Below are 23728 nucleotides of genomic sequence, written 5' to 3' on the forward strand. Positions count from 1 at the left end.
ATTTTTTTTTCCTGTGTACCCCCCCCCCCCCCCCCCCCCCCCCCCCCCCCCCCCCCCCCCCCCCCCCCCCCACACCCGTGGGACCACAGTTTCAATTGAAACTGTGGTCGACCGTGGGTGGGATTTACAGTTTCAATTGAAACTGTGGTCAGTCGTGACTGAAACCTGCAGTTGCAACGAGGGGGTCAGGCTGGGGATTCGTCGGCGATGGCGGAGATGAAGGCGCTGGAGTTCTTCGGGTTGAGGGCCTTGGTGCAGACCTGCTCGAAGGCCTTCAGGTAGTTCGCAGTGTCCGCGGGCTTGTCCAGGAATCGGGAGTTCGCCGAGTCTCCGAGATGGACCACCTGCGGGTCGGCCTCGTCGGCGAAGGAGAACACCGCGATCCGGTCGCCCATCAGCGGGTGGCCGCCCATTCGGAACGGCAGCACCTGGATCGTCACGTTGCGCCGGTAGCCCAGCAGCACGAGGTGCTCCAGCTGCTGGCGCATCACCCCGGATCCGCCGACCGAGCGCCGCAGCGCGGACTCGTCCAGCACTGCCCACAACTCCAGCGGCTGCTCGCCGAGCAGGCGCTGCTGGCGGGTCGAGATCACCGCGAGCCGCTCCTGCAGCTCGTCCTGGGTGTGCTCCTGGACGTCGGCGGTCAGCAGCGCGCGGCTGTAGTCCGCGGTTTGCAGCAGCTCCGGCAGCGGGTCCGCGCCGTAGCAGCTCACCGCCTTCGCCGAGGTCTCCAGTCCGAGGTAGGTCTGCAGGCCCGGCCGCTGCGTGGTGCTCGGGTACTGCTGCCACCAGCCGCGCTGCTTGGAGTCCTGCGCGAGGTCCACCAGCGAGGAGAGCTGTTCGGTGGTCGCGCCGTAGAACTCGGCCATCAGCCGCACGTCGGAGGTGCGGACCGGTACCCGGCCGAGTTCGATCTGGCTGATCTTGCCCTGGGAGCAGTCCAGGTGGGCGGCAACTTCGCGGTGCGTGCGCCCCGCGGATTCGCGCAGCCGCCGCAGCTCGCTGCCCAGCCGTCGTCTGTGCACGGTCGGACTCTTACGCAACGCGCACCTCAGCGACCCCGGTTCGGAACGTTCTCACCCGAACGAGGATCGCACATGACGATCAAAGCAGCGAGTACTGAGACCGAGTATTAATACTTCTTCGGTCACAGTGATGGCGAGCTGCGGAAACGCCTCAGCTGTTCGGCATCTTTCCGGTCACGATGAACACGACCCGGCGAGCCACCGACACCGCGTGGTCCGCGAAGCGCTCGTAGAACCGGCCGAGCAGCGTGACGTCCACCGCGGCGGCCACGCCGTGCGACCACTCCGGGCTCATCATCACGGTGAACAGGTGGCGGTGGAGGTCGTCCATCTCATCGTCGTCCTCCTCCAGCCCGCGCGCGGCTTCCACGTCCTGGGTCTGGATGACGGTCCGCGCGCGCTCGGCGAGCTTGACCGCGATCCGGCCCATCTCGGCGAAGTACGGCTGCACGTCCGGCGGCAGCACCGCGTTCGGGTGGCGGCGGCGCGCGGTCTTGGCCACGTGCAGCGCCAGGTCGCCCATCCGCTCCAGGTCCTCAGCGGTGTGGATGGTGGAGATGACCGTCCGCAGGTCGCCGGCCACCGGCGCCTGGAGGGCGAGCAGCCCGAAGGCGTGCTCCTCCGTGCGCGCCCGCGCCTCGTCGACCTGCACGTCGTCCGCGATGACCTGTTCGGCCAACTCGAGGTCGACCTCCAGGAGTGCCTTGGTGGCGCGCTCCATGGCGGTGCCGACCATCGCCGACATCGAAGCGAGTTCTTCGGCCTGCTCGCCGAGCTGTTCCTGGTAGACCTCACGCATGCAACCCAGGGTACTTCCAGCGCGGATCGTGAAGGATGCCCCGTGGTGAACCAGCGGTTAACACGAAATGAGGAATCCCTGCTCAAGCTGGGGTTTCATGATCCGGGTTGCCGTACCAACACGGCTCGTGAGCACTCCGGGGTGTTTTCGCGCCACAAAGCACTCACGAGCCATGAGCGGGTTTTCAGCCGCAGAGGTCGGTTCCGGCGTTCACCGTGGACAGGCCCGTTGCGGGCGGCGGTTCTTCACCGGCGGTCGGGTTCGTCGGGTGGAAGCTGGCGCCGCCGCCGCTGGGCAGGTTCTGGGTGTTGGCCGACTGCTGGGGCGTGGCGTCCGTGGTGATCGGCTGGTCGTCGAGGATGGACTGGAACAGCGCGTGGGTGTCGTCCTCGCGCAGGACCTCCATGCCCTCGTCGTTGGCGTAGCCCGTGGTGGGCACGGTGATGAAGGTGACCTTGTTCGGGTCCAGGCCCTGCAGCTGCTGGCCCAGGTCCATCAGCCGGTCGGCGGCGATGTTCTCGCCGAAGGTGTTGGCGCTGACCGCCTTGACGAAGTTGCTGAGCTTGGCCGGGTCGAGCAGCACCTGACCGGACATCGACTTGCGCAGCAGCGCGGACAGGAACATCTGCTGGCGCTGCATGCGGCCGTAGTCCGAGGTGGGGTCGCCCTGGACGTGCCGGGCGCGCACGTAGTTCAGCGCCTGCTCGCCGCTGATGGTGTGCGTGCCGGCCTCGGGGATCACGACGCCGAGTGTGTCGTCGATGATCGGCTTCTCGGTGCAGATCTCGACGCCCTGCACCGCGTCCACCATGGCCTTGAAGCCGTTGAAGTCGATGCCCAGGAAGCTGTCCACCCGCAGACCGGAGATCTGCTGGATGACCTTCGTGGTGCACAGCGGACCGCCCACGGCGTAGGCCTCGTTGAGGCGGACGTCCTGGCGGGCCTGCACCTGCTGACCGGTGTACTGGCCGGTCTTGGGGTCCCAGCTCTCGCACGAGGGCATGTCGACCTGCAGGTCGCGCGGGAACGACACCAGGACCACGCGGCTTCGGTCGGCCGGGATGTGCGCGATCATCGTGGTGTCCGCGCGGGCGCCCTCGGTCTGCTCCTCGGTGCCCACGCCGTCCTCGGGCTTGGCCCCGGCGCGGCTGTCCGAACCGACCAGCAGGAAGTTCTGGTCACCGGTCTGCTTGGCGACGTCCTTGATGGAGTTGGAGTTCGGGTCCAGCGCCGCGATGGACGACGGGCCCCAGAACGTGGTGGCGCCCCAGGCGAAGCCGAGCGTCAGGAACACCGACAGCGAAGCGGCCACCGCGACCGCCATCACGATCAGGTTGGTGCGGCGCTTTCGCTGCTTCTTCTTCAACTCCATCCGGGACTGGCTACCGCGGCCCTCGGAGTCGTGGAAGTCGAAGGGCATGTCGGTGCCGAGCTCGGGCTCCTTGCGCCTGCCGGGCAGCCACGAGAGCTTCTTGCGGCGCTTCTCCTCCTCGGCGGCGATCTCGTCGTGGACCGCGGAGAAGCGGGCGAGCGTGGCGTCGATCTGCTTGATGTCCGCCTCTCGCTCCTCGCTTGGCTCCTCGTCGGCTTCGAGGTCCTCGTCCAGGTCGTCGAACTCGTCGTCGTCGATCAGATCCGAGAGGTCGTCCGGGGCCGCGACGATCGCGGTCTCCTCGGCGGCGTTCGGCGGCGCGGCGGGCTTCCGCTTCGGCGGCTTGACGGGCTTGGCGAAGGTGGTCGGCTGGTCCTCGGGGCTGAGCCGCGAGACCACCGAGGTCGCTTCGGCCTTCGGCGGTGCCGGGGGCACCGGAGCGTGCTGGGTGGTGGCCTCGAGGTCCTCGTTCACCGGAGGCGGGACGGGGCGGTTCGGGGCAGGCCGACGCATCCGGCGCGGCGGGTTGGCCGGTGTGCCGGTCAGCGCCTGGTTGATCTGCGTGGCCTCGACGTCGTTGAGCGGAGGCTTGGCGGGCGCGCCGGTGCGCGGGGGTTCGGCCGGGGCACCGGCGCGAGGCGGTTCGGCCGGAGCGTCCGGCCGTCCGCCGCGGGCAGCTGCGCCACCTGTGAAGGCGGCTGCAGCGCTATCCGCCGCCGGTCGGCGGCTGGGCGGAGGCGGGGTGTCCTGGCGTCGACGGGGGTCGCCGGCGGGCGCCTGCGGGGGACGGCCGCCAGCAGGCGGCGTCCAACCCGGAGGCGGCGTGCTTTGACGGTTCGGGGGGCCTTGGCGGCGCCGCGGCGCGGCTTCCGTGGGGTGTGCGGCGGGTTCGGACGCTTCGGGGGGAACGGCCGGGCCGGGCTGCGGGGGACGAGCGTTGCGGGGCGGCTGGGCTTGCGGAGGCTCTGGTTCGGCCGCGCGCCGGTGGTTGGAGCCACCGGGGGCCTTGCCGTGCTTCGACAGCAGGTCTATGACTCGGGTACCGCCGGTGCCGTCCTCGCTGAGTGCGCGGCGGCGTCGACCGGTAGCGGCGGAGCCGTCGTCAGCATCGGCTTCCGGGCGGGAACGCCGGTGCCCGACCTCGCCATGCCGGGGGTCTTGCGGCACGCCTTTTCCCTCCCACCTTCGAAAATGCCAACGGTCTGCATGATGCCGACGCGCTCGATACCCCCCGACGTGTATCGGACGGCGCCTCCGAGATAGTACGGCCGATCGCCCGAACTGACGATAGGACCGACAATTTCTTCACAATCAGTGCACGATGCTACCTCGCGCCTCGTCTATTGCGGCCAACCGTGCTATGCCATTTGACCGGCACAAACATGCTTGATCACGCCGAGCGAGGACGACGGGTGGCGATCAGTAACTGGACGCCCTTCTCGGATGTGTTCCTCGTCGCTCAGCGGCGATTCCGGCCAAACGGACATCGGATCCGATCCGGTGGGCGACCGCGTTGCGCCCCGCCTGCTTCGCGGCGTAGAGCAGCGCATCCGCGCTGATCAACTGCTGTTCGGCGGAGACCGGCGCGGGTCCGGCGTCGGTGTGCTCGTGCGCCACGCCGACGCTGACTGTCACCCGCAGCCCCGGGGCCATCTGCGACCACGGGAACCGCTCCACCAACGAGCGGGCCGTCTCGCACACCGCCACCGCCTCGGCCGGGTCGACGTCGGGCAGCACGAGCACGAACTCCTCGCCGCCGTAGCGGGCGCAGAACGCCCCGCTGGGCAGCGATTTCTGCAGCAGGTCGACAACTCGTTGCAGCACCTGGTCGCCCAGCAGGTGCCCGTAGGTGTCGTTGACCTGCTTGAACCAGTCCAGGTCGACCAGCGCGACGGCGAGCCCGGCATCGGCCCCGGCGTGCTCGGTGAGCAGGTCGGCCAGTCGTTCATCCAGGTAGCGGCGGTTGTAGCTGGCGGTGAGGCTGTCGCGCAGGCTCTGCTCGCGGGCTTCGGCGTGCTCGCGGCGCAGCCGGTTGACCTCGTGCCGCAGCTGCTCCGGAACCCGAGGGACGCTGGATCGCGCGTCCAGCGCCGAGCGCAGGTGGTGGTAGGCCTGGCGCCACTGGCCGCGTGCGGCCAGCAGGCTCGCGATCGATTCGTGCAGCTCCGCCATCCCGGTTCCGTTGGCCAGGTCCTGGCGGGTGCGTCGGCCGGACGGCAGCACGGGCGCCTCGCCCTCGCGAAGGGGCTCCGGCCCGGCGAAACCGTTGCGCATGCCGGTCATCGCACTCACCTCCCGTCCGTGGAGTCGTCGGGTGTGACGGACAGAACGAGCTGGTCTGACTCGCTCGTCGCTCAATTCGCTCAACCGGCTGACCCCCTGGCCTCGTCCGAATGCGAGCGCCGTTTGAATCCCCAACTGCCTGATGTGTACCGGTCGAGAGGTGGATGTGGAAGCGAATTCGAACGGACCCACCCGCTCGGACGAGCAGACGAGCGCGTGAGTTCCATCACTGCATTGCAACTTAATCGGTGGCGCACCGGCGTGGCGTTACGGGCACTTGATCTCGCAACGATCACCCACGTCAGGGTGCCGGACACGCCGACACCTGTGGACAATTTCCGCGATTTCAATGGAAATCGGACGTCTCATTTCCATTGAAATCGCGTCAGGAACTGGGGCAGGGGGCGAAGGCGCGGAGCTGGCCGTCGAGCAGGACCAGGTGCATCGAGCCGATCTGGTGACCGGTGATGGTGCCCGCGGTTCGGGTGGTCACCTCGACGCCGATCACCCAGATCTCGCCGCGCGGCGGCAGGTCGTCCGGTGCGTAGCCGGGATCGGGGCGCAGTGTGGACATCGCCGGGTCCAGTTGGACCGTGGTGTCGCCGAGATCGCAGGTCTGGTCGGTGAAGTCGGGGTGCTGCGTGCGGCGGAAGAACTCCTGCTGAGCGGCGGATCCGGACCGAGCGGCGGCGTTGTTGTCCGCGAAGTACTGCTTGGTCAGCCCGACCGCGGCGGGTTCCTCCGGCGGTTGTGCGCAGCCCGCTGCGAAAACCGCCACCGACGCGCCGGCGAGGACGGCTGATCGGCAGCGGAATCGGCTGTGCACAACGGATTTCGGCACCTGGGCATCCTCGTTCTGGCGTGCATGAAGTGGGGCACCCGCAGTCCGGGCGGGCGGTTCCTCGTCAGCCGCCGCTGTGGTCGATTTCTGCCGCGGTGGGAACGGTGACGTCGTCGGGGTCGTCGAGCCAGCCTTCCGGCAGCACGACCTTGCCCGCCGAGCCCTGCCGTCCGCGCGGGCCCTCGGCGTCGGTCGGGAACGGCGCGTCGTGGTCGAGCTGAGCCAGCAGGTCGTCCACCTCCGCCAGCGTCGACACCATGCCGAACTGCCTGCGCAGGTCCGAACCCACCGGGAAGCCGCGCAGGTACTGCGCCATGTGCTTGCGCAGGTCGCGGACGCCCTTCTCCTCGCCCATGTGGTCGGCGAGCAGCTCGGCGTGCCGCTTGAGGACCCCGGCGACCTCGCCGAGCGTCGGCCCGACCGGGATCGGCTCGCCCGCGAAGGCGGCCTGCAGGTCGCGGAACAGCCACGGGCGGCCCAGGCAGCCGCGCCCGACCACGACGCCGTCGCAGCCGGTCTCCGACATCATCCGCAGCGCGTCGTCGGCGCTGAAGATGTCGCCGTTGCCGAGCACCGGGATGGTCTTGACGTGCTCCTTGAGCCGGGCGATCGCAGGCCAGTCCGCGGTGCCCGAGTAGCGCTGAGCAGCGGTGCGGCCGTGCAGCGCAACCGCCGCAGCGCCGTTCTCCTCGGCCAAGCGGCCCGCGTCGAGGTAGGTGATGTGGTCGTCGTCGATGCCGATGCGGAACTTCACCGTCACCGGGATCCCGGCCGGTTCGGCGGCACGCACCGCGGCCTGCACGATCTCGGCGAACAGCCGCCGCTTGTACGGCAGCGCGGAACCCCCGCCCTTGCGGGTCACCTTGGGCACGGGGCAGCCGAAGTTCATGTCGACGTGGTCGGCGAGGTTCTCGTCGACGATCATCTGGACGGCCTTGCCCATGGTCACCGGGTCGACCCCGTAGAGCTGCATGGAGCGCGGGTGCTCGTCCGGATCGAAGGTGATCATCTCGAGCGTTTTGGGATGCCGTTCGACCAGCGCCCGGCTCGTGATCATCTCGCACACGTACAACCCGGCGCCGTACTCGCGGCACAGCCGCCGGAACGCGACGTTGGTGATCCCGGCCATCGGCGCGAGCACGACCGGCGGATCGACCTGGTGCGGTCCGATCTTCAAGGCGGGCTTGGACAAAGTGGCGGTCACCCTCCCATTGTCACCGACGCCGGAAACGACCTTCACCCACCGCAGGTGTGACGCCCGCCCCAGGACGCTGCTTCCGTGGATACCGCGTGGTCATGGCGGTGGAGAAGCTGAGCGTCTCGCAGGAAGCTGCCGCACGGCAGGCGGCCCTGAACTATCGGATGCTGCCGGGTTTTGTTCCTAGCCGGGCGGTTGGTCAGGAGGCCTGCCGGGTGGAGATTCGGCGGTATTGCTGGGTTCCTTCTCGGTCTCGGAGGACTATTCCGAGGGCTTGGAGTTGGTCGGTGAGGTCGGCGGCTGCTCCGTGCTGCTTGTCGGTGAGGGCTCGGGACCTGGCTCGGAGGAGGGCGTTGGCCTCTTCGTCCAGGGCCGGGTGGCCGTCGCGCCACTTGCGGAAGTCGTTCTCGTGCGGGTCGGTGGTGCCCGCCCACGGGTAGCCGAAGCACTCGAAGGCGGCTCGGACCTGGTCCTTCGGGAGGTCACCGGGATTAACTGATTGGTCAGTTAAAGAATCGTCCCCAAAGAAGGACGCCCGCACTGGGCGAGCGCCCTTCCGTCGTGCCTGGCGTCACCCGGGTGAACGTCAATTTCTCGCGAAATTGACCACTCCTGCCGGGGCGCGGGGTCAGAACGAGGCGTTGAGGCAGGCGAGGCGGTCTCCGGCGGTGCCTGCCTTGCCGGGTTCGGTGTGGGTGTGGGACGCGTGGATCACGAACGACTTCGCGTCTTGGCGGGTGTCGAAGGACCAGTTGCCGTCCGCGCTGGTGCTGGCGTTGCCCTGCGCGTCGGTGTGGAAGTCCAGCCACACCTCGTTCTGCGGGTTCGCGAAGGCCGGGTCGACCGACGGCTTGACCGGGTCCGCCTTCTCCTGGAAGTGCGGGCCGGCGTCGTCGCCGGTGGGGCCGCAGGGCTTGGTGTGCACGTGGGCGCCGTACTCGTGGTTGGGCACCAGGCCCTTGAGGTCGACGGTGATCTTGGTCTGGCCACCGGACCGCTGCGAGGTCAGGTCGACCCGCGCGCCGTCCGGAACCAGGGCGGGGTCGTAGGTGACCGCCTTGGCGCCCGGCTCGAACGGGCCGAAGGTCGCCGAGGCCTGCTTGGTCGCGGCGGTCTGCCCGTGGGTCGGCGGGTGTTCCTGGGTCGGCTGCTCGACGGGAGGAGGCGTGGGCTGGCCGCCGCCGCACCCGGCGACCAGCGCGACCGCCGCGCACGTGCCGAAGATCGAACCGAGCAGTCGGGTCCGCTGCTGAAGCATTGATATCTGTCCTTATCCGTCACCGGCCATAGCGGTGTCGATTCTGCCCGTGATGTCGAGTTCTCGATCACGGGCATCGCGTTAGGTGGCATCCGAAGTGCCCGGTTTTGAGCGTAGGGCGGTGCGGTGCGGGTGTCCTGTCACGTGAAACGGGGTCGGGGACACTCGATAGGTTGAACCCATGGCGTTGGCGCGGGGTGCGGACCGGACTTGGTTGGTGGCGCTGGCCACCGCGATGTGGGGCACGGACGCCCTGTGGCGGCAACCCCTCGCGACGACGCTCCCCTCGGCCAGCGTGGTGTTCTGGGAGCACGTGATCATCGTGCTGCTGCTGACGCCGCTGCTGCCCCGCGCGTGGCGCGCGCTGCTGGCGTGCGGACCGCGCGAGCGCATCGCGATGATCGCCGTCGGCGTTGGATCGTCGGCGTTGGCGACGGCTTTGTTCACCACCGCGTTCCAGGTCGGAGACCCGGTCACGCCGTTGGTACTGCAGAAGTTGCAGCCCATCTTCGCGGCCGTGGCATCGTTCGCGCTGCTGCGCGAGCGGTTGACCGCGCGGTACTTCCTGTTCGCGGTCCCGGCGCTGGTCGGGGCGTGGTTGCTGGCGTTCGAAGACCCGCTGCACATCAAGGTTTCGCAGGTGCTGCCCGCGTTGCTGGCCTTGGGCGCGGCGGCGTTGTGGGCGGCGGGGACCGTGCTGGGGAGGTACGTGAGCAGCCGGATTCCCGCGCGGGACGTGACGGCGCTGCGGTTCTTGATCGGCCTGCCCGCGGCTGCGGTGGTCCTGCTGCTCAGCGGCTCACCGGTGGCGGTCGGCTTGGACAACGCGTTCGGGCTGATCCTGCTGGCGCTGATCCCGGGCCTGATCGCTTTGGGGCTGTACTACGTGGGTCTGAGCACCACGCCGGCGGCGCGAGCGACGTTGGCGGAGCTGGCTTTTCCGGCGACGGCGGCGATCATCGGGGTGTTCGTGCTGGGTGCGGAGCTGAGCACGACGCAGTGGATCGGGTTCGGGCTAGTGGTGGTGATGGTCGCCGGACTCGGCTGGCACGAGCGCGTCAGCCGCGTGAAGGTCGTCGAAGCGCCTGAACCCGTGCTGAGCTGATCAGCGCGCGGAGAACCTGTCTTCGAACTCGTTCTGCGTGGCGGGGCAAGTGGCGGAACCTCGGACGCCGCCTGGTCTGCGGGTGCCCAGCCTTATGTATGCCAAATACACGGCTGCTGGGCCGTCCTCGCCAGGCGACGTCTGAGAACCCGCGGCGGTGCGAGCGCCGAGGGTGGGCTATGCGCCTGCGGCGCATCAAGACAAAAGATCAAAAACTAGGATCGAGGACAGGCGCGGAGAGTTCTTCCTCCGGAACGGAAGCCGGTGCCGGGATGATGCCCAGGGCCGATCGGGCGACGAGGTCGCTGGTCCCGAAGAAGCCGGCCGCCGCCGGATCAGCGGCTGGTGCGCCCACCTCGACCACGTAAGGACCGACCGCGAATCGCCGCGGGTGGGCTCGGCCATCGGCGTGCAACAGCCGATGATCGATCGCACGGGTGCTGATCTTGCCCGTGGAGTAGCTGATGCCATCGCACCCCTGGTGTTCCTGCGCCACGCACTCGCCCCGCTCGAACAGCCGGCGCAGCAGGTCGTCGTCGGCTTCGGGCAGGGTCGGCTCGCGCAGCCTCGACTCGATCAGGCAGCGGGCTTCCACCTCGTCCGCGGCCACCGGGCTGCCAGCGCGGAAGATCCCACGCCCCGGGTCGGCGACCACCTCGGTCCGGGGACCGAGGAACCGGACCACCCCGGCGCGCGAGAGGGCGAGCAGCTCGGCCAGCCGGCGCGGTGGTGGCCCGCTGGTCACGAAGCTCATCAGCGGGAGGAACTCGGCCTCCAGTTCCCGCACCAGGGACCGCGCCTCGATGGCATCCGCCTCCACCAGTTCGAACAGCACCTCGACCGCGGAGAGCAGGCCCCGCATCGCGGCGAGTTCGGGGCTGAAGGCCGGGTCGCCGCGGTGCTGGAGGTCGTCGGCGATGTACTGGCAGACCGCTTCCTGCAGGGTCTCGGAATCGCCGCACGTCCCGTCGAAATGCCGGTCGAGCAGTTCCCAGGTGAACCGGTCGGATCCGGCGGGCACGCTCGCGGCGACCAGCTCGTCCCAGCCCGGGCTGCCCCAGTCGAGCTCGGCCAGCGCGGCGGAGAACTCCGACCAGCCGCACCGGGTCCGGTCCGGGTTGCTGCGGAAGAACTCGTAGTAGTACGCGGCCGCGATCTCCTTCGACACCAGCGGCCACAGATCCCGCCGGAACTCCAGCGGGGCGCCGATCGCGCGTGCCGCAGCCGCGGTGCAGAACCTGGGCAGCGGCGGCGGATCGGCGGGCAGGTCGTAGCTGAACTTGGCGTGGTACGGCAGTCCGCGTCGGGAACCGACGAAGATGACCGGTTCCCGGCCGCTGGGGTGGTAGCGCAGCCCGTGGTCGGGGTCCGGGGCGAAGCGTCCACCCCGGCCTTCGCACAGCAGCGCCATGCAGTCGATGAAGGTGAGCCCGAAACCGCGCATGATCACCGGTTCGCGTTCCGGGACCGCGCGCAGCCGTTCCTCGTCGTAGTAGCCGGACGGGAAGTACTGCAGCCGGTGCTGGTCGGCGAATTCCGCCAAGCTCAGCTCCTCGGCGGTGGCCTGCGATTCGAAGTTCCCCTGCGCGAGGATCACCTGGTCCACCGCCAGGCAGGAGCCATCGCCCAACGCCACCAGCTGCCGCCCGTCCGGCCCGTCGGTGATGTCGGTGGCCCGCGTGCGGTGCACTGCGATCCGCACCGAATCCGGCGTGGTGGCCACGATCTGGTCGAAGACCCACGAGTAGTACTCGCCCACCAGCGGGCGGGGTGCGAACGACCGGCCGGTCATCCGATTCACCAGTTCGGCCAGCTCCCCGGTCAGCTCGTGCTGGGCCACCGTCGTCAGCCACTCCGCGAACGACGGCACCGCCCCGGCCGGACCGTGCACCGCGGTCCCCGGTGCGACGAACATCCGCACGTCGGCGACGGTGGAGTTCATCCACAGCAAGTCCGATTGGGCCCGCCGCCAGATCCGCCCAGGGCCGGGCGGGAACGGGTCGACCACGTGGATCGCCAGCTGCCGGTCGTCCGGGCGGTGCGCCGCCCAGGCGCACAACCGCTCCAGCACCGAGGTGCCGCGCGGACCGGCACCGACGACGCAAACCGCGTGCTCACCGGGTGCACTCATGCCGCGGTGCGCAGTCGCCGGATGGTCACGGTCGCTTCGCGGTCGGGAACCAGCGTCACGTGTCGCCGCTGCGCCTTTTCCGGAGGCGCATCGGTCGTCTCGAACTCGAAGCGGCGCAGCAGTTCTTTGAGCACCACGCGGGATTCGACCAGCGCGAAGGTCGCGCCGATGCAGCGTCGGTTGCCGATGCCGAACGGAAACCAGTCCGCCGTCGAGCCCCTGTCCAGGAACCGCTCGGGGCGGAAGCTGTCGGGCTCGGGGTAGGACTCCGCCGACTCGTGGAGCAGCTCGATGCTCGGCCACAGGTGGGTGTCAGCGGGGAGCCGGTATCCCGCGAACTCGGCGTCGCGCGACAGCATCCGGCCGACTTCCGGGGCCACGGGACGGCTGCGCAGCGCCTCCTTGATCACCGCGTCCAGGTAGGTGTCGTCGTCCTCATCGGCGGCCACCTGAGCCTTGGCCAACACCTCCGGGTTGCGGACCAAGCGCTCCAGGCACCATGCCAGGCCGGTCGCGGTGGTTTCGTGCCCGGCCATCAGCAGAGTGATCAGCTGGTCGCAGAGCTCCTCCTCCGACATCCACCCGCCGTCCTCATCGGACACCCGGAGCAGCATTGACAGCACGTCGGTGCGTTGCTCCAGCTCCGGGTCACGGCGGTGCCTCTCGATCTGCTGGTGCAGCAGGGCATCGGCGCGGGAACGCAGCCGCTTGCGGCGCCGGATCGCTGGGTGCAGGCCGGGGACCCGTTCCTGCCCGGGGACGGTGTCGAACCACGACCCGGTGTAGATCAGTTCCCGGACCGCCAGTTGCACGCGTTCCTTGAGATGGGGATCGTCGATCCCCATCACGTTGCGGGAGATGATTTCCAGCGAGATGGCCTGCATTTGCGGCAGCGTCCGGAATTCCTCGCCCACCGGCCATCCGGCCAGGTTCTCGAGCGTGATCTCGCGCATCACCTCGACCTGGGCGCGCACCGACTTCCCGTGGAACGCGGGCATCATCAGCGCGCGGCTTCGGGCGTGCTCCTCGTCGTCAATGACGAAGATCGACTTTTCCCCCAGGACGGTCGCGCCGAAGCTGTTCGACCTCCCGGCCTGGAACACCGCCGGATCGGCGCGCACCAATGCCTTCACGTCGTCGCGGTGCGCGAGGAAGACGATGGTGCCGAACGGCCACACGCGAAGGGTGAACTTGTCCCCGTACTCCGCTTGGCACTGCCGGATGTAGTTCGAGGGATCGGCCCAATAGCGCCAGGTCTGCACCACCTTCGGTGCCGAGGGGCCTGGCGGCAGCGAACGCTTGGTCATCGTTGAAAGACTCATGTGAATCCAGTGGTCGGTTTGGGCGCCGGTGCGGGTAGCGGAACCTCAGCACCGGTGCGAGTTGCGTATGTGCTCACCAGGAAGAGCAAGCTGCTCGTGAAACGGGCGTTAGGCGGGGCCGTGCGCACGGTCCCAGTCCACGACCTTCTTCGGGGTGATCACGTCGGTCGGCAGGGCGTTGTTGGTGATCCGGGCGAACATGTTCCGCGGGCCGATGATGTGCGCGTGCTCGGCTCCGGCATCGCGCATCCCGCCGACCACGGTGCTCCAGTGCACCGGCGTCACCCAGCCGTCCAACAGGTCCTGCTTGATCTCTTCCGGATCGGACAGCAGCTTCCCGCTGACGTCGGACAGCATCGGCCACTTCGGACGCTGCCAGGAAACCTGTTCGTACACCTCGGTTTCCAGTCGATCTCGCAGCGGACGCACGCTGGGGCAGTGCTCCGACCGGTTCATCGTGTAGAAGGGGAAGCCGCCGGATTCACGGACCCGCGCCTCCAGCAGCTCCAGGTCCGCCATCGTGCCGGACACGGCGTGCACCGAGTTGTCCAGGTAGATGGACACCTCGACGTTGTGGCCGGCGGCGTGGAACTCGGCCACCAGGTCGTCCACCTGCTGCGAGGTCATCCGGTAGAAGAACAGGCAGCCCAGCGGTTCCGGTTGATTGTCGAAGTAGTCGACCTCGACCACGACGCTGTTGCGCACCAGCGCGAGACCGTCCTGATAGGACAGCGCGCCGGAGAAGACGGCGGCGATGATGGCACCGAAGCTCTGCCCACCGCACAGCACCGGATTGAGGTTCGCGTGCTCGAGCGCCCAGTCCGCGAGCGCCAGCGTCAGCACCATGAACCCGGATTCGTACACCTCCCAGTCGTAGACCTCTGCTTCGGCGTAGGCGTCCACGAGGGAGTAACCGAGGAACTCATCCGCTTCGGCGATCCGGCGGCGGGCGTGTTCGTTGGTGCGGAGGAAGTCCTCGATCGTCGAGAACTTCGTCGGCACGAGTCCTGGAAAGTAGAGCGCATCACGGCGCACCGGAATTCACCTTTCTCTGCGGCCAGGCGGACCACGATCAGAGCTGGTCGAGCAGCTCTCGCTTCTTCTGCTCGAATTCCTGCTGGCTCAGGATGTCCGCCTTGTAGAGCTCCCCCAATTCGCGGATCGTCGCGAGGATTTCCGCTCGGGACACCTCGGGTTTCTGCGGGGCGGCCGGGAGCGCCATGCGCTCCGCGGAGATCGCTGGCCCGACTGCTGCTGGTCCGACCGACGGGTTGACCTGCTGGGTCGCGGCCAGCACGGCCGCGGCGAACGGCAACGAGGTCGCCGTGGCACCGAAGCCCAAGCCGAACAGCAGGGCGTGGTCGTTGTCATCGGGCGAGACGTTCGTCGACTCGCCGTGCGTGATCAGCGCGAAATGACCGGAGGTCAGGCCTGGCTTGACCCACTCGACGCCCGCGATCTCGGTCAGCGGGAACCGCCGCTTCGGCGACCGGTGCTTCACCGCGGAAGCATCGGTGTGCCAGTGGAACTCGACCGCGGAACCGTCGAAAACGGCCTCGCCGTCGTACCCCTTGAGCCGACGCGGTGCCTGGTCGACTTCGACTAGGAATCGTGGTGTGGGAGCGGCCGCGTCGTCGTTCAACGTGCAGTGGTTGTTGACGTAGTCCGCGTAATAACTGGCCAGTTCCTGCTGGTCCTGATCCAATTCGATCTGATGCGGTTCGGCATCGTCGTCGAGCTGTCCGGCGGCCACTTCGGTCAGCGGATCGGCACCCGGGCGCAAGTGCAGCGCCAACTGCGGATTACCGTCACCACCGGCCGCGGTGGCTCGCGAAATCGCCTGGTAGGGGATGTTCCGGTGCTTGAGCTTCCGAAGCAGCCGAGGGTGTCCGAGACCACTCGAGTAATTGATCTCGATGCGGTCGCTCTCGAATACCCAAGTGGCATTCGACCCCACGAGTTCCAGCCCCAGACTCATGTAATCAACCTATCAGAATGGGAAAATCAGCGGCAAGCGATTGGCGATATTCGATACCGGCTTTCGCAGGGTGCGATGCGCCTTGTCGAAGTCGGCGGCCGCGGTGGCGGCCACCGACTTTCCCGATATTCGGCGCAGTCCCATCGGACGAAGTAAACGAGTTGATCGTCCGCCGATGTGCCGATTCGGCCGAATCAACGCGATCCGGTTGTCGCGCGGATTCAGTCCAGCTTCTTTTTCTTCTTGTCCGGGAAGAAGACGTAGCTGAGCGCGATGAGGATCTCGACGCCACCGATGATCGCGACCACGTTGCCGACCGTCCCCAATTTGAATGGGCCGACCTCGGTTTCGCCGCCGTAGAACCTCAGCAAGAGGCCGGCGACCACCATCACCACGCCGGCTGCAATTGCCTTCAACGTTGACATGAATCCTCCAGGGTGAAACAGATCGCGTGCGCGATCATAGCGGTGCTGACGCCCCGAACAGGTAACTTTGAGAAATTTCGCCACCCGGTGTCGACCGGTGTCGGCGAAGATCTCAGTCGAGGTACCCGACCCAAGGGCGGTCTGGTCGAAAATCCGGTTGCCCGGCGATATCTGGCAACTGGTAAAAATCCGGTCATCGCGTCCGCCGAACTGGCGGCAGATGCGCCGGATCGATTCGTGGGATCGGCTGGGTCAACCCGGCGTCCGCGGACAACATCCACAACCGCTGACCCGGTGCGGCGGTGGTAATTCTGGGAATGGGTTGCGTCATGGACAGCGGGTCGAGCCTGGGCGGAACGGGTTGGGTCGGCGGTGCGATGTCGGTGATCTTCGGCAGCGGCCGCGTCACGTCGGCCTGCTCGGCCTTCTCGGTCCCGCGCCGGGAGTCCATGTTGTGCAGGTGGCGGACGAAGATCAGGCCCACCGCGACCACGAGGTAGCAGCAGCCCAGCACCAGCAGCGTCAGCTGCACGCCGAAGCTGCTGATCAGACCGGTCGCCGCGGACACCGCCAGCGGGGCAGGAGCCGACATGATCGTGTTGGCGATGCTGATGACCCGGCCGAACACCTTCTTCGGCACGCGCTCCTGCAGAACAGCCATGTACAGCAGGTCCAGCGGGCTGGTCATCACGCCGGCCACCGCCATCAGCACGAACGTCCCGGCCACGCCGAGCTCCACCGACATCAGCATCACCAGCACGGCGAACAGGAGGTAGACGCTGAGGTACGTCGGGCGCCTGGGCATGCGGTGCCCGATGATCCCGTAGCCGATCGTGCCGATCAGCGAGCCGACGCCGAACGCGCTGATCAGCGCGCCGTACAGGGCCGGTTCGTGGAGCACCTCCGTCGCGTAGGCGGTCAGACCGATCGAGGCGAAGCTGGTGTCGAACGCGGCGAAGATCATCGTCGCGACGATCAGCGTCCGCAGCAGCTTGTCGTGGAACAGGTAGCGCAGTCCGCGGCGGAACCGGCGGTAGTAGCTCAACCCGTCGTCGGCGGGATCATGTTCCTCCGCGGACACTTCCGCCTTCGATGCGCGAAGGGCGAAGAAGAGCACCACGGTGCCGAGCAGGCCGGTGACCGCGTTGAGCAGGATCGTCCACTCGCTGCCGGCGAACGCTGCGATCCCACCTGCGGCGAGCGGGCCGACCAGGTTCGACGATGCGGTGACCGTGCGCAGTGTCGCGTTGGCCCGTTCCAGCGGCACCCCGGCCGGCTTTGCCAGTTGCGGGATCAACCCGAAGATCGCCACCCGGCCCGGCTCGTCGGCAATGCTGCGGATGAGCGAGAGCACCAGCAGCAGCGCGGGGGAGAGCAGGCCGGCGAGGTGCAGGACGTAGAAGGCGATCGTGGACGCGGCGGCGAAGAAGCTGGAACCGAGCAGGCTGCTGCGGAATCCGAGCTTGTCGACCAGCGGTCCCTGCAGCAGGCCGGTGACCACCGACCCGCCGACGCTCACCGCCGCGATCCAGCCGGTCAGCGCCAGGTCGTGGGTGGTTTCCAGGACGAACAGCGGCAGCGCGGCCGTACCGATCACATCGCCGACGACGTTGATCGACGAACCCGCGAGCAGGCCGTTGTAAGGGCCCCGCTGCTTGGCGCGGGTTTCGGTCCGGTCCTTCGGGATCCGGACCGTGCGCTGGTTCGCTGCTGCCCGGTGTCGTCCCATGGGCTCAACCGCTGTTGCCGGGGCTGGTGTGGGAAGTCTTGTCGGTGCGGGGGAAGAGCGTGTAGAAGAGCGCGCCGATGGTGTCGATCAGGTACACCACGACCCAGATGCGCCCAGCGGTGGTCAACCAGTCCGGCCCGTCCAGCGGAGCACCGAATTCCGCGGCCAGCGAGGACGAACCGAGCAGCCAGAGGACGACGTGACCGACCACGAAGATGCCGCTGTGCCAGTACCAGTCGTGTCGCCGTTTGCGCGAGTGCTCCCGGTCGACGGTTCGGCCCTCGGCGCGGTCCGCTGGGACCGCCTCCGCGGAGACCGCTCCCGCTGGGGTCAGCGAGCGCCAGGCGAGCGGGACGGCAGCGGCGCTGAGGACCAGTGCCCCCGCGGCCACCGCGCCCGTGATCGCGATTCCGGCGTTCTCGTAGAGGACACCGACAACTCCCGTGCCGACGGCCACGCCGGCCAACTGCGCGCTTTCGTAGTAGCTGATCCGGCGCCCGACCTGGGCGCCCGCGCGCTCGGCAACCGCAGCTTGCTCCGCGGGCAGCGCGATTCCCAGCGCGCTCGCGGACAGGATCCACACGAGGCCGATCACCCAGGGCTCGGGGGCCGTCGCGAGCACACCCGTGACCAGCGCGCTCGTCAGCAGCGACAGCATGACCGCAGTGCGCTTGCCGAGCCTGGCCAGCACGTGGTGCGCGACGTTCGGCACGACGATGAAGGCGATGAAGCCCGGAGCCAGCACCGAGGCGATCTGGTACGGGCCGTAGTGGTGCTCGAGTTGCAGATGCATGATCAGCAGCAGGCCCATGCCGGCTTCCAACGCGGCGGTCACACCGCAAATCCCGAGGAAGGGGAGCAGCTGCTTGGCGGTGGTCCGGTCTTCCGGAAGCGATTCGTCGATCGGTGCGGGGTCCCCGGCACCCCGGACGGCGAGCCCGAGCAGCACCGCCGCGATCAGCCCGGAGACGGCGCCGAGCGCGAAAACGGCGGGATAACCCAGGTCTTCGAGAGTGATGAAGCAGAGCACGTAGGCGATCAGCGCGCCGGTGCCTTCGAAGGAGAGCAGCCGCCCGAAACCGCGTGCGTCGTCGGAGTCGGAGCGGGCGCCGATCCAGCTGCGCACGCCCACCCAGAAGAACGCGCCACCGATTCCGCTGAGGGCCGCCATCACGAACGCCGGGGCCAGTCCGCCGGACAGGGCGAAGCCGAGGAGGGAACCGGCGTGCAGGAACGCGCCGACGGCGGCTACCGCGACCTTGTTGGTGCGGTCGGCGAGAGAACCGCAGAGCGGTCGCGTCAGCAGCGCGGCGATCGCGCAAACAGCGACGAGAGCGCCGACTTCGGCCGGCGACGCGCCGAGCACTGCGCCGCTGTAGAGCGGCAGGAGGAATTCGAGCACCTCCATGGGACCGCTGGCGAAAGCGGTCGAATACAGCACTCTTTCTGTTTGCCCAAAACGCTGCCGTTCGGCGCTTTTGGTCATCTCGGTCCCGTTCTCTCGGCGGAGCAGATGGAAAAGAGCAACTCGGGACAGTATCGCAGGCCGTTTCCGCAGGGCGGTTATCGAATGCGATTCCGCCGGCCCGGCCGAGCGGCCGAGCCGACGGAACGCAAGGTGGTCAGCAGTTCATGCTGAAGGCGCTGGCAGGAACCAGGGCCTCAGCGGCGGTGACCTCCAGTGCCTGCAGGTCGAGAATCGACATTTGAAAATCACCTCCGAACATTTACCATTAGTTCATCTATTTATTTCTACTGGTTAGGTCAGCAGCCGGAGCTGACGGTGCTGCCCGGAACCAGGGCCTCGGCGGCGGTGGTCTCCAGCGCCTGCAGGTCGAGAATCGACATTTGAAAATCACCTCCAAACATCATCTATTTATTTCTGCTGGTTAGGTCAGCAGTTGGTGCTGACGGTGCTGCCCGGAACCAGGGCCTCGGCGGCGGTGGTCTCCAGCGCCTGCAGGTCGAGAATCGACATTTGAAAATCACCTCCGAACATTTACCATTAGTTCATCTATTTATTTCTACTGGTTAGGTCAGCAGCCGGAGCTGACGGTGCTGCCCGGAACCAGGGCCTCGGCGGCGGTGGTCTCCAGCGCCTGCAGGTCGAGAATCGACATGGTTGCCTCCTCTGATGATTTGATACCAACGGATGCGCCGCGGTGAATCGTGCTTTTCCGTGGCACATCCGAAGAATAGCAGAACTCCGGGCCGTGAAATACTGTTTTGGCGTATTTACGATTTAAATCTTTCGGCGCTCTGAAGTCGCGCTGAGGCGTCGGTTCGGGGCGCCAGGAAAGGCATCAATTCGACACTCGAATCGTCCAAAGCGGCGAGTGCGGTGAGCACTCCGGCGTTGCCGGTTGCGTAGTCCATGGTGAGTCGGAAATTGCCATCGCCCGGGAACGCCAGGTGATCGCGATAGCTGAGCGCGTGCCAGTGCAACACCGATAGGTGTGCGAGCGCCGAATCCGGGATCGCCCCGTCGTCGCGGGACAGCTGAGCCAGCGTCGCCAGCAACCCGGCCCGTCCGTTGAAGATCCCGGCCTGCATGACGAAGGTGCTTCGGCAGGCGTCGCTGAGCCCAGCCGCGCTCTCCGCGAGCCGCTCGTCGGGCACATGTCGCAGTACCTGGTCGGCGACCAGCGCGATGCCGGCTGACCCCACGTCGAGGTAGGGCAGGGTGCGGAAACCGCCGTCGACCTGGATGGTTCCGTCCGGTCGCCGCACGCAGAGGTCGAGATCGCGGTGCAGCGCACGAACCGCGAGGTCGAGATGTTCGCGCTGCCCCGTCATCTCGTAGCACCGCAGGAAGAACAGCGCCGGACCGCTCCAACCGCGGAGCAAACCGCCGTGCGATCCCGCCTGCCGGTGCCCGATGCGGGCGCTGTCGATGCCGTGCGGTCGGCCGCTGTTGACGGCCCCGGCGACCCGGTCGGCGAGCTCCAGTGCGCGTTTCAGGTGCTCAGCGTCCCGGTGGTGCAGGTGCAGGTGGTTCAACCCGATGCCCGCCAAGCCGCTGAACAGCGTGACGTCGTGCGTTCGGGCCACGTCCGGTGCTGCGCGTTCGATGAGGTCCGCGGCCAGGTCGGTGTGTCCGAGGAGGTCGAGCACGTGCGCAGTGCCGTGCGCGCCGTCGAAGAAGCCCGGTCGCTGGGCGGATTGCTGCGCGTGTTCGGTCAGCCAGATCTCGTGTTCCGGGGCGACGGGGTGGCCGGTCGACCGCAGCGCCCACAGAACTCCCGCCGCGCCGAACGCGAAATCGGTGCCACCGTGGTGGAATCCCTGCACGGCAGCGGGGAAGAGCCGGTCGTCGCGCTCCGGGGTCGCGCTGGCGTGGATCGCCGCGGCCAGGGAAGCGCACGCCTTCGTGCGGCCCGGTGCGTCGGTGAACCGCACGTCCGGTGCGGTAGCGACCTCCGCCTCGGGGCGACGGGGGCGGATTCGGCCGAGGATCAGCTGTCGCACGTCCGGCGGCAGCTCGAAGTGCTCCTCAGCGGCGGCCAGCAGCTCTTCGGCCTTGTCCGGAGCGAGCGCGTTGAGGCTGGTCAAGGGCATGAACAGCCACAGCGCGAGCACGCCCAGCGCCTGCTGGTCGATCTCCGCGCCGCGGGCGTCGGAGTCGGTGAAGCCGGCGTAGCCCATGTGTTGCTGCTGCGCGGCACCGATCTCGGAGACGGCTTCGAAGTCGACCAGTCCGACCTGGTCGTCCTCGTCGATCAGGATGTTCGCCGGATGCAGGTCGCCGAACACCAGACCGCGCTGGTGGATCTGCTCCACCAGATCCGTCACCTTCCGCAGGACGGCCAGGGCGCGTTCGGTGTAGGCGCGCTTGGCTTCCGGCGTTTCCTGCAGGCCGACCAGCGGGTGTTGCAGCGCAGCCCACTGCTGCAGCGTCTTGCCCGGAATCCGGTCCAGCACGGCGAACCGGTGCTCCCACACGTCGACGACTTCGTGCACGCGCGGCACACCGGCGACGTCGTCGAGCTTGCGCAGGGCGCTGACTTCGTGCTCCAGGCGGGCGATCGCGTCCCGGTCCATCGCGTCCAGGCCGGCCAGCGGTCGTGCCTCCTTGAGCACGACCTCGGTGCCGTCGCTGTTGCGCTTGCCGAGGTAGACCCCGCCGCCGTTGGAGAAGTGCAGGGCTTCGGTGATCTGGTAGTCCAGCGCGGCGGATTGCGTGTTGCGCGCGGCCAGGTGCGGATCCAGGAAGTCCGGTGTGGACACCCAGTCCGGCGTCGTGAAGAACGGCCGCCGGTCGTCCGGCACCAGGGTTCCGTCCGGTCGCTCGATGGCCAGCACCTGCTCGCCGTTCTCGGTGAAGCAGTACTTGGGCGCGAATCCGCCGTAGCGCACGAACGCCGGGCCGGTGCCGATCCGCAGGTCGCTGAGGATGTACGGGCCGCGTTCGCCCGCCAGCGCCTCGGCGAGCGCGTCGATCGTGGCCTGCAGCTCCGCGTCGTCGACCGGGTACAGGGTGATCAGCTTCCCGCTCGCCGAGCGCGGCGCGTACTTCAGGCTGTAGGCCCGCACGAGTCGAGCGGTGCGCAGGAACTTGAACGCGATTCCTTCGCGGAAGCAGTGCTGCGCGACCGCGGACAGCACGCGTTCGGCGTTCTCCGGGGTCGCGGAGATGTGGATCTTCCAGCCCTGATCCGGCATCTCGTGCCTGGCAGGCCGCAGCATGCGCCAGTCGCTGTTGCCGCTGCGGAGCCATCCGTCTGGACAATCCCCGTCGGTGAGGTCGAACGTGCTCTCCGCCGCCCGCCACCGCGAAGGTGCTTCGTAGAAGAACTGATCCGCGAGGGAATACAGCTCCAAGTCTTCACGCATGCGTGGTCACTTTCTACCTGAACTGAAGATCAGTACGGGCGCACCCGGCTGTTCCGCAGTTCGAAATCGCTTAATGACGTCTGCGGATCGTTCGCCAGGTATTTGCGGAACATTTCCTGCGCGGCTTTTTTGTCCTCGGCTGGAATCGCGTCGCCCACCGGATAGATGTCGCGGGTCGCCGCCGCGTGCGCCTCGAACTCCTCGCGGAGGATCGACCACACCGTCCGGTCGTAGTACATGCCGTCGATGAAGTGGTAGTCGCGCAGCACGCCTTCCAGGACGAATCCGCCCTTGGTCAGGATGCGCATCGTTTCTTTGTTGTACACCGCGGTGGTGAACTCGACGCGATGCGCGTTGAGGCTGTTGAAGAGGTGCTCGACGACGAGCCCGAAGGCTTCCGCCCCGTAACCGTGGCTCCACTTGTGCGCATCACCGACCACGCCGCCGATGCTGTAGGAGCCGGAGCTGTTCACCGCCCGGTAGTTGACCGCGCCCACCCGGTCACCCTCGCCGGTCACGGCCATGAAGAAGCGCAAGTGGCCGTCCTCGTTGGCCTCCTTGACCTTGGCAGGGGTGAGGAACTCCTGGCTGTCCCCGGTCAACGCGGCGGCCGCGGACAGCGGCTTCAGCCAGCCCGAGATGAGCTCGTAGTCGTCCTCGGTCGCCCACTCGAGACGGATGAGTCTTCCCTGCATTGCCACCTGTCTCTTCGGTAGTTTTTCTCCGTGCAGAACAAACCGATCCACCAGCGTGGTCATCCGCGTGGACCGGATATCCAGAGCAGGCACGAGCCAGCTCCGACAACTGTCAGCTGCAGTTGTTCAGCGTTCAACTAACAGCCGAAGTTGTCCAGCATTCAACTATCAGCTGCAAGTTGTTCAGCGTTCAATTGCGGCGCATTGGCCGATCCTGGTTGGTTGCGTGTGAAATTGCCTTGCGTTGCTTCAGTCCCACCCTCTGACGCAGCTCGGCGATCGTCGGTTCCCGGCGGTTCCAACTAATTTCAGCGGGCTCGAATTCTCAGTTTTCCCACTATTCGTCCCCCGCGTCGGTGCGGCCCGCTGGTCGGCGCGGACGCTATGTACGCAGCAGAGGGCTGTCAAGCGAAAAGGGTATTTTCGGCTGACGAGCCTACCTCCGTTAGTCCATTCGGGTTACTGTTTGGCTAGTTTTAGCCAAACTGGTGGACTGAAGGCAGGTCAGATGCCGACATTGTGTCAACCAGCTTGACCCGAACGGCGGTTCCTGCTTCACTGTGATCGCTCCTTGGTCACTCTCCGTTATCGGGAGCTGCTTCAGTCTCAGCTTCCCTGCGCGCATGTGGGTCATCGCTATGCGCAGGTCTCCTCGATCGAATTCTCGTGGTTTCTGCGCGCCGTGCTCGTGTCACGACGGTTGCGGGGCCCGACCGATGTGGTGCGAAGGAACG

The 23728-nt window shown here is 67.4% G+C and carries 20 protein-coding genes; 1 reads left to right on the forward strand and 19 read right to left on the reverse strand.

The genetic code is table 11. From position 1 onward, the window contains the following. Window positions 1–185 precede the first annotated feature (185 nt). From ACWCO2_RS23535 to ACWCO2_RS23570, 8 genes are all read right to left on the reverse strand, one after another. Window positions 186–1025, reverse strand: coding sequence for a helix-turn-helix domain-containing protein (locus ACWCO2_RS23535; protein ID WP_450129913.1), 840 nt, complete (start codon window positions 1023–1025; stop codon window positions 186–188). A gap of 151 nt (window positions 1026–1176) precedes the next feature. Then, complete coding sequence (phoU, locus tag ACWCO2_RS23540; protein ID WP_450129914.1) at window positions 1177–1824, reverse strand: phosphate signaling complex protein PhoU; 648 nt, start codon at window positions 1822–1824, stop codon at window positions 1177–1179. Between the two features lie 184 nt (window positions 1825–2008). Continuing rightward, complete coding sequence (locus tag ACWCO2_RS23545) at window positions 2009–4363, reverse strand: LCP family glycopolymer transferase (protein ID WP_450129915.1); 2355 nt, start codon at window positions 4361–4363, stop codon at window positions 2009–2011. 252 nt (window positions 4364–4615) lie between these two features. After that, a complete protein-coding gene (locus tag ACWCO2_RS23550; RefSeq protein ID WP_450129916.1) occupies window positions 4616–5479 on the reverse strand; it encodes a GGDEF domain-containing protein in 864 nt (287 codons plus the stop codon). A 385-nt stretch (window positions 5480–5864) separates the two neighbouring features. Next, window positions 5865–6320, reverse strand: coding sequence for a hypothetical protein (locus ACWCO2_RS23555; RefSeq protein WP_450129917.1), 456 nt, complete (start codon window positions 6318–6320; stop codon window positions 5865–5867). A 64-nt stretch (window positions 6321–6384) separates the two neighbouring features. Next, window positions 6385–7524 carry a tRNA dihydrouridine synthase DusB gene (gene dusB, locus ACWCO2_RS23560; RefSeq protein WP_450129918.1) on the reverse strand — a complete coding sequence of 380 codons (1140 nt, stop codon included), beginning with the start codon at window positions 7522–7524 and terminating at the stop codon, window positions 6385–6387. Between the two features lie 193 nt (window positions 7525–7717). Further along, window positions 7718–8059, reverse strand: a complete 342-nt coding sequence (locus ACWCO2_RS23565; RefSeq protein WP_450129919.1) for a CysS/YqeB C-terminal domain-containing protein — start codon at window positions 8057–8059, stop codon at window positions 7718–7720. A gap of 87 nt (window positions 8060–8146) precedes the next feature. Beyond that, on the reverse strand, window positions 8147–8776 hold the full coding sequence (locus ACWCO2_RS23570) for a superoxide dismutase family protein (protein WP_450129920.1): 630 nt from the start codon (window positions 8774–8776) through the stop codon (window positions 8147–8149). Between the two features lie 181 nt (window positions 8777–8957). On the opposite strand from ACWCO2_RS23570, the gene ACWCO2_RS23575 reads away from it, so the two are divergent. Then, entirely contained in the window at window positions 8958–9881 is a 924-nt protein-coding gene (locus ACWCO2_RS23575) for a DMT family transporter (protein WP_450129921.1), read from the forward strand. Between the two features lie 208 nt (window positions 9882–10089). Here ACWCO2_RS23575 and ACWCO2_RS23580 read toward each other — a convergent pair whose 3' ends face one another. The 11 genes from ACWCO2_RS23580 to ACWCO2_RS23630 form a co-directional block, all read right to left on the reverse strand. Beyond that, window positions 10090–12012 carry an FAD/NAD(P)-binding protein gene (locus ACWCO2_RS23580; RefSeq protein WP_450129922.1) on the reverse strand — a complete coding sequence of 641 codons (1923 nt, stop codon included), beginning with the start codon at window positions 12010–12012 and terminating at the stop codon, window positions 10090–10092. Next, window positions 12009–13319 (reverse strand): cytochrome P450, encoded by a 1311-nt coding sequence (locus ACWCO2_RS23585; RefSeq protein WP_450129923.1) that lies wholly within the window; start codon window positions 13317–13319, stop codon window positions 12009–12011. The genes ACWCO2_RS23580 and ACWCO2_RS23585 overlap by 4 nt, the downstream gene beginning before the upstream one ends. A 123-nt stretch (window positions 13320–13442) precedes the next feature. Next, entirely contained in the window at window positions 13443–14369 is a 927-nt protein-coding gene (locus ACWCO2_RS23590) for an ACP S-malonyltransferase (RefSeq protein WP_450129924.1), read from the reverse strand. A gap of 37 nt (window positions 14370–14406) precedes the next feature. Then, window positions 14407–15312: a DUF4429 domain-containing protein gene (locus tag ACWCO2_RS23595; protein ID WP_450129925.1), complete on the reverse strand. Its 906-nt coding sequence runs from the start codon at window positions 15310–15312 to the stop codon at window positions 14407–14409. A 221-nt stretch (window positions 15313–15533) separates the two neighbouring features. Further along, window positions 15534–15737: a hypothetical protein gene (locus ACWCO2_RS23600; protein WP_450129926.1), complete on the reverse strand. Its 204-nt coding sequence runs from the start codon at window positions 15735–15737 to the stop codon at window positions 15534–15536. 193 nt (window positions 15738–15930) lie between these two features. Further along, entirely contained in the window at window positions 15931–17466 is a 1536-nt protein-coding gene (locus tag ACWCO2_RS23605) for an MFS transporter (RefSeq protein ID WP_450129927.1), read from the reverse strand. A 4-nt stretch (window positions 17467–17470) separates the two neighbouring features. Further along, window positions 17471–18952 (reverse strand): MFS transporter, encoded by a 1482-nt coding sequence (locus ACWCO2_RS23610; RefSeq protein WP_450129928.1) that lies wholly within the window; start codon window positions 18950–18952, stop codon window positions 17471–17473. Window positions 18953–19360: 408 nt separating this feature from the next. Continuing rightward, a complete protein-coding gene (locus ACWCO2_RS23615) occupies window positions 19361–19465 on the reverse strand; it encodes a SapB/AmfS family lanthipeptide (RefSeq protein ID WP_450129929.1) in 105 nt (34 codons plus the stop codon). Between the two features lie 37 nt (window positions 19466–19502). Then, window positions 19503–19652, reverse strand: a complete 150-nt coding sequence (locus ACWCO2_RS23620) for a hypothetical protein (RefSeq protein ID WP_450129930.1) — start codon at window positions 19650–19652, stop codon at window positions 19503–19505. A 49-nt stretch (window positions 19653–19701) separates the two neighbouring features. After that, window positions 19702–22299 (reverse strand): class III lanthionine synthetase LanKC, encoded by a 2598-nt coding sequence (gene lanKC, locus ACWCO2_RS23625; RefSeq protein ID WP_450129931.1) that lies wholly within the window; start codon window positions 22297–22299, stop codon window positions 19702–19704. A gap of 29 nt (window positions 22300–22328) precedes the next feature. After that, on the reverse strand, window positions 22329–22994 hold the full coding sequence (locus ACWCO2_RS23630) for a GNAT family N-acetyltransferase (protein WP_450129932.1): 666 nt from the start codon (window positions 22992–22994) through the stop codon (window positions 22329–22331). Between the last annotated feature and the right edge of the window lie 734 nt (window positions 22995–23728).

The sequence above is a fragment of the Saccharopolyspora sp. NPDC002376 genome (genome assembly GCF_053593195.1).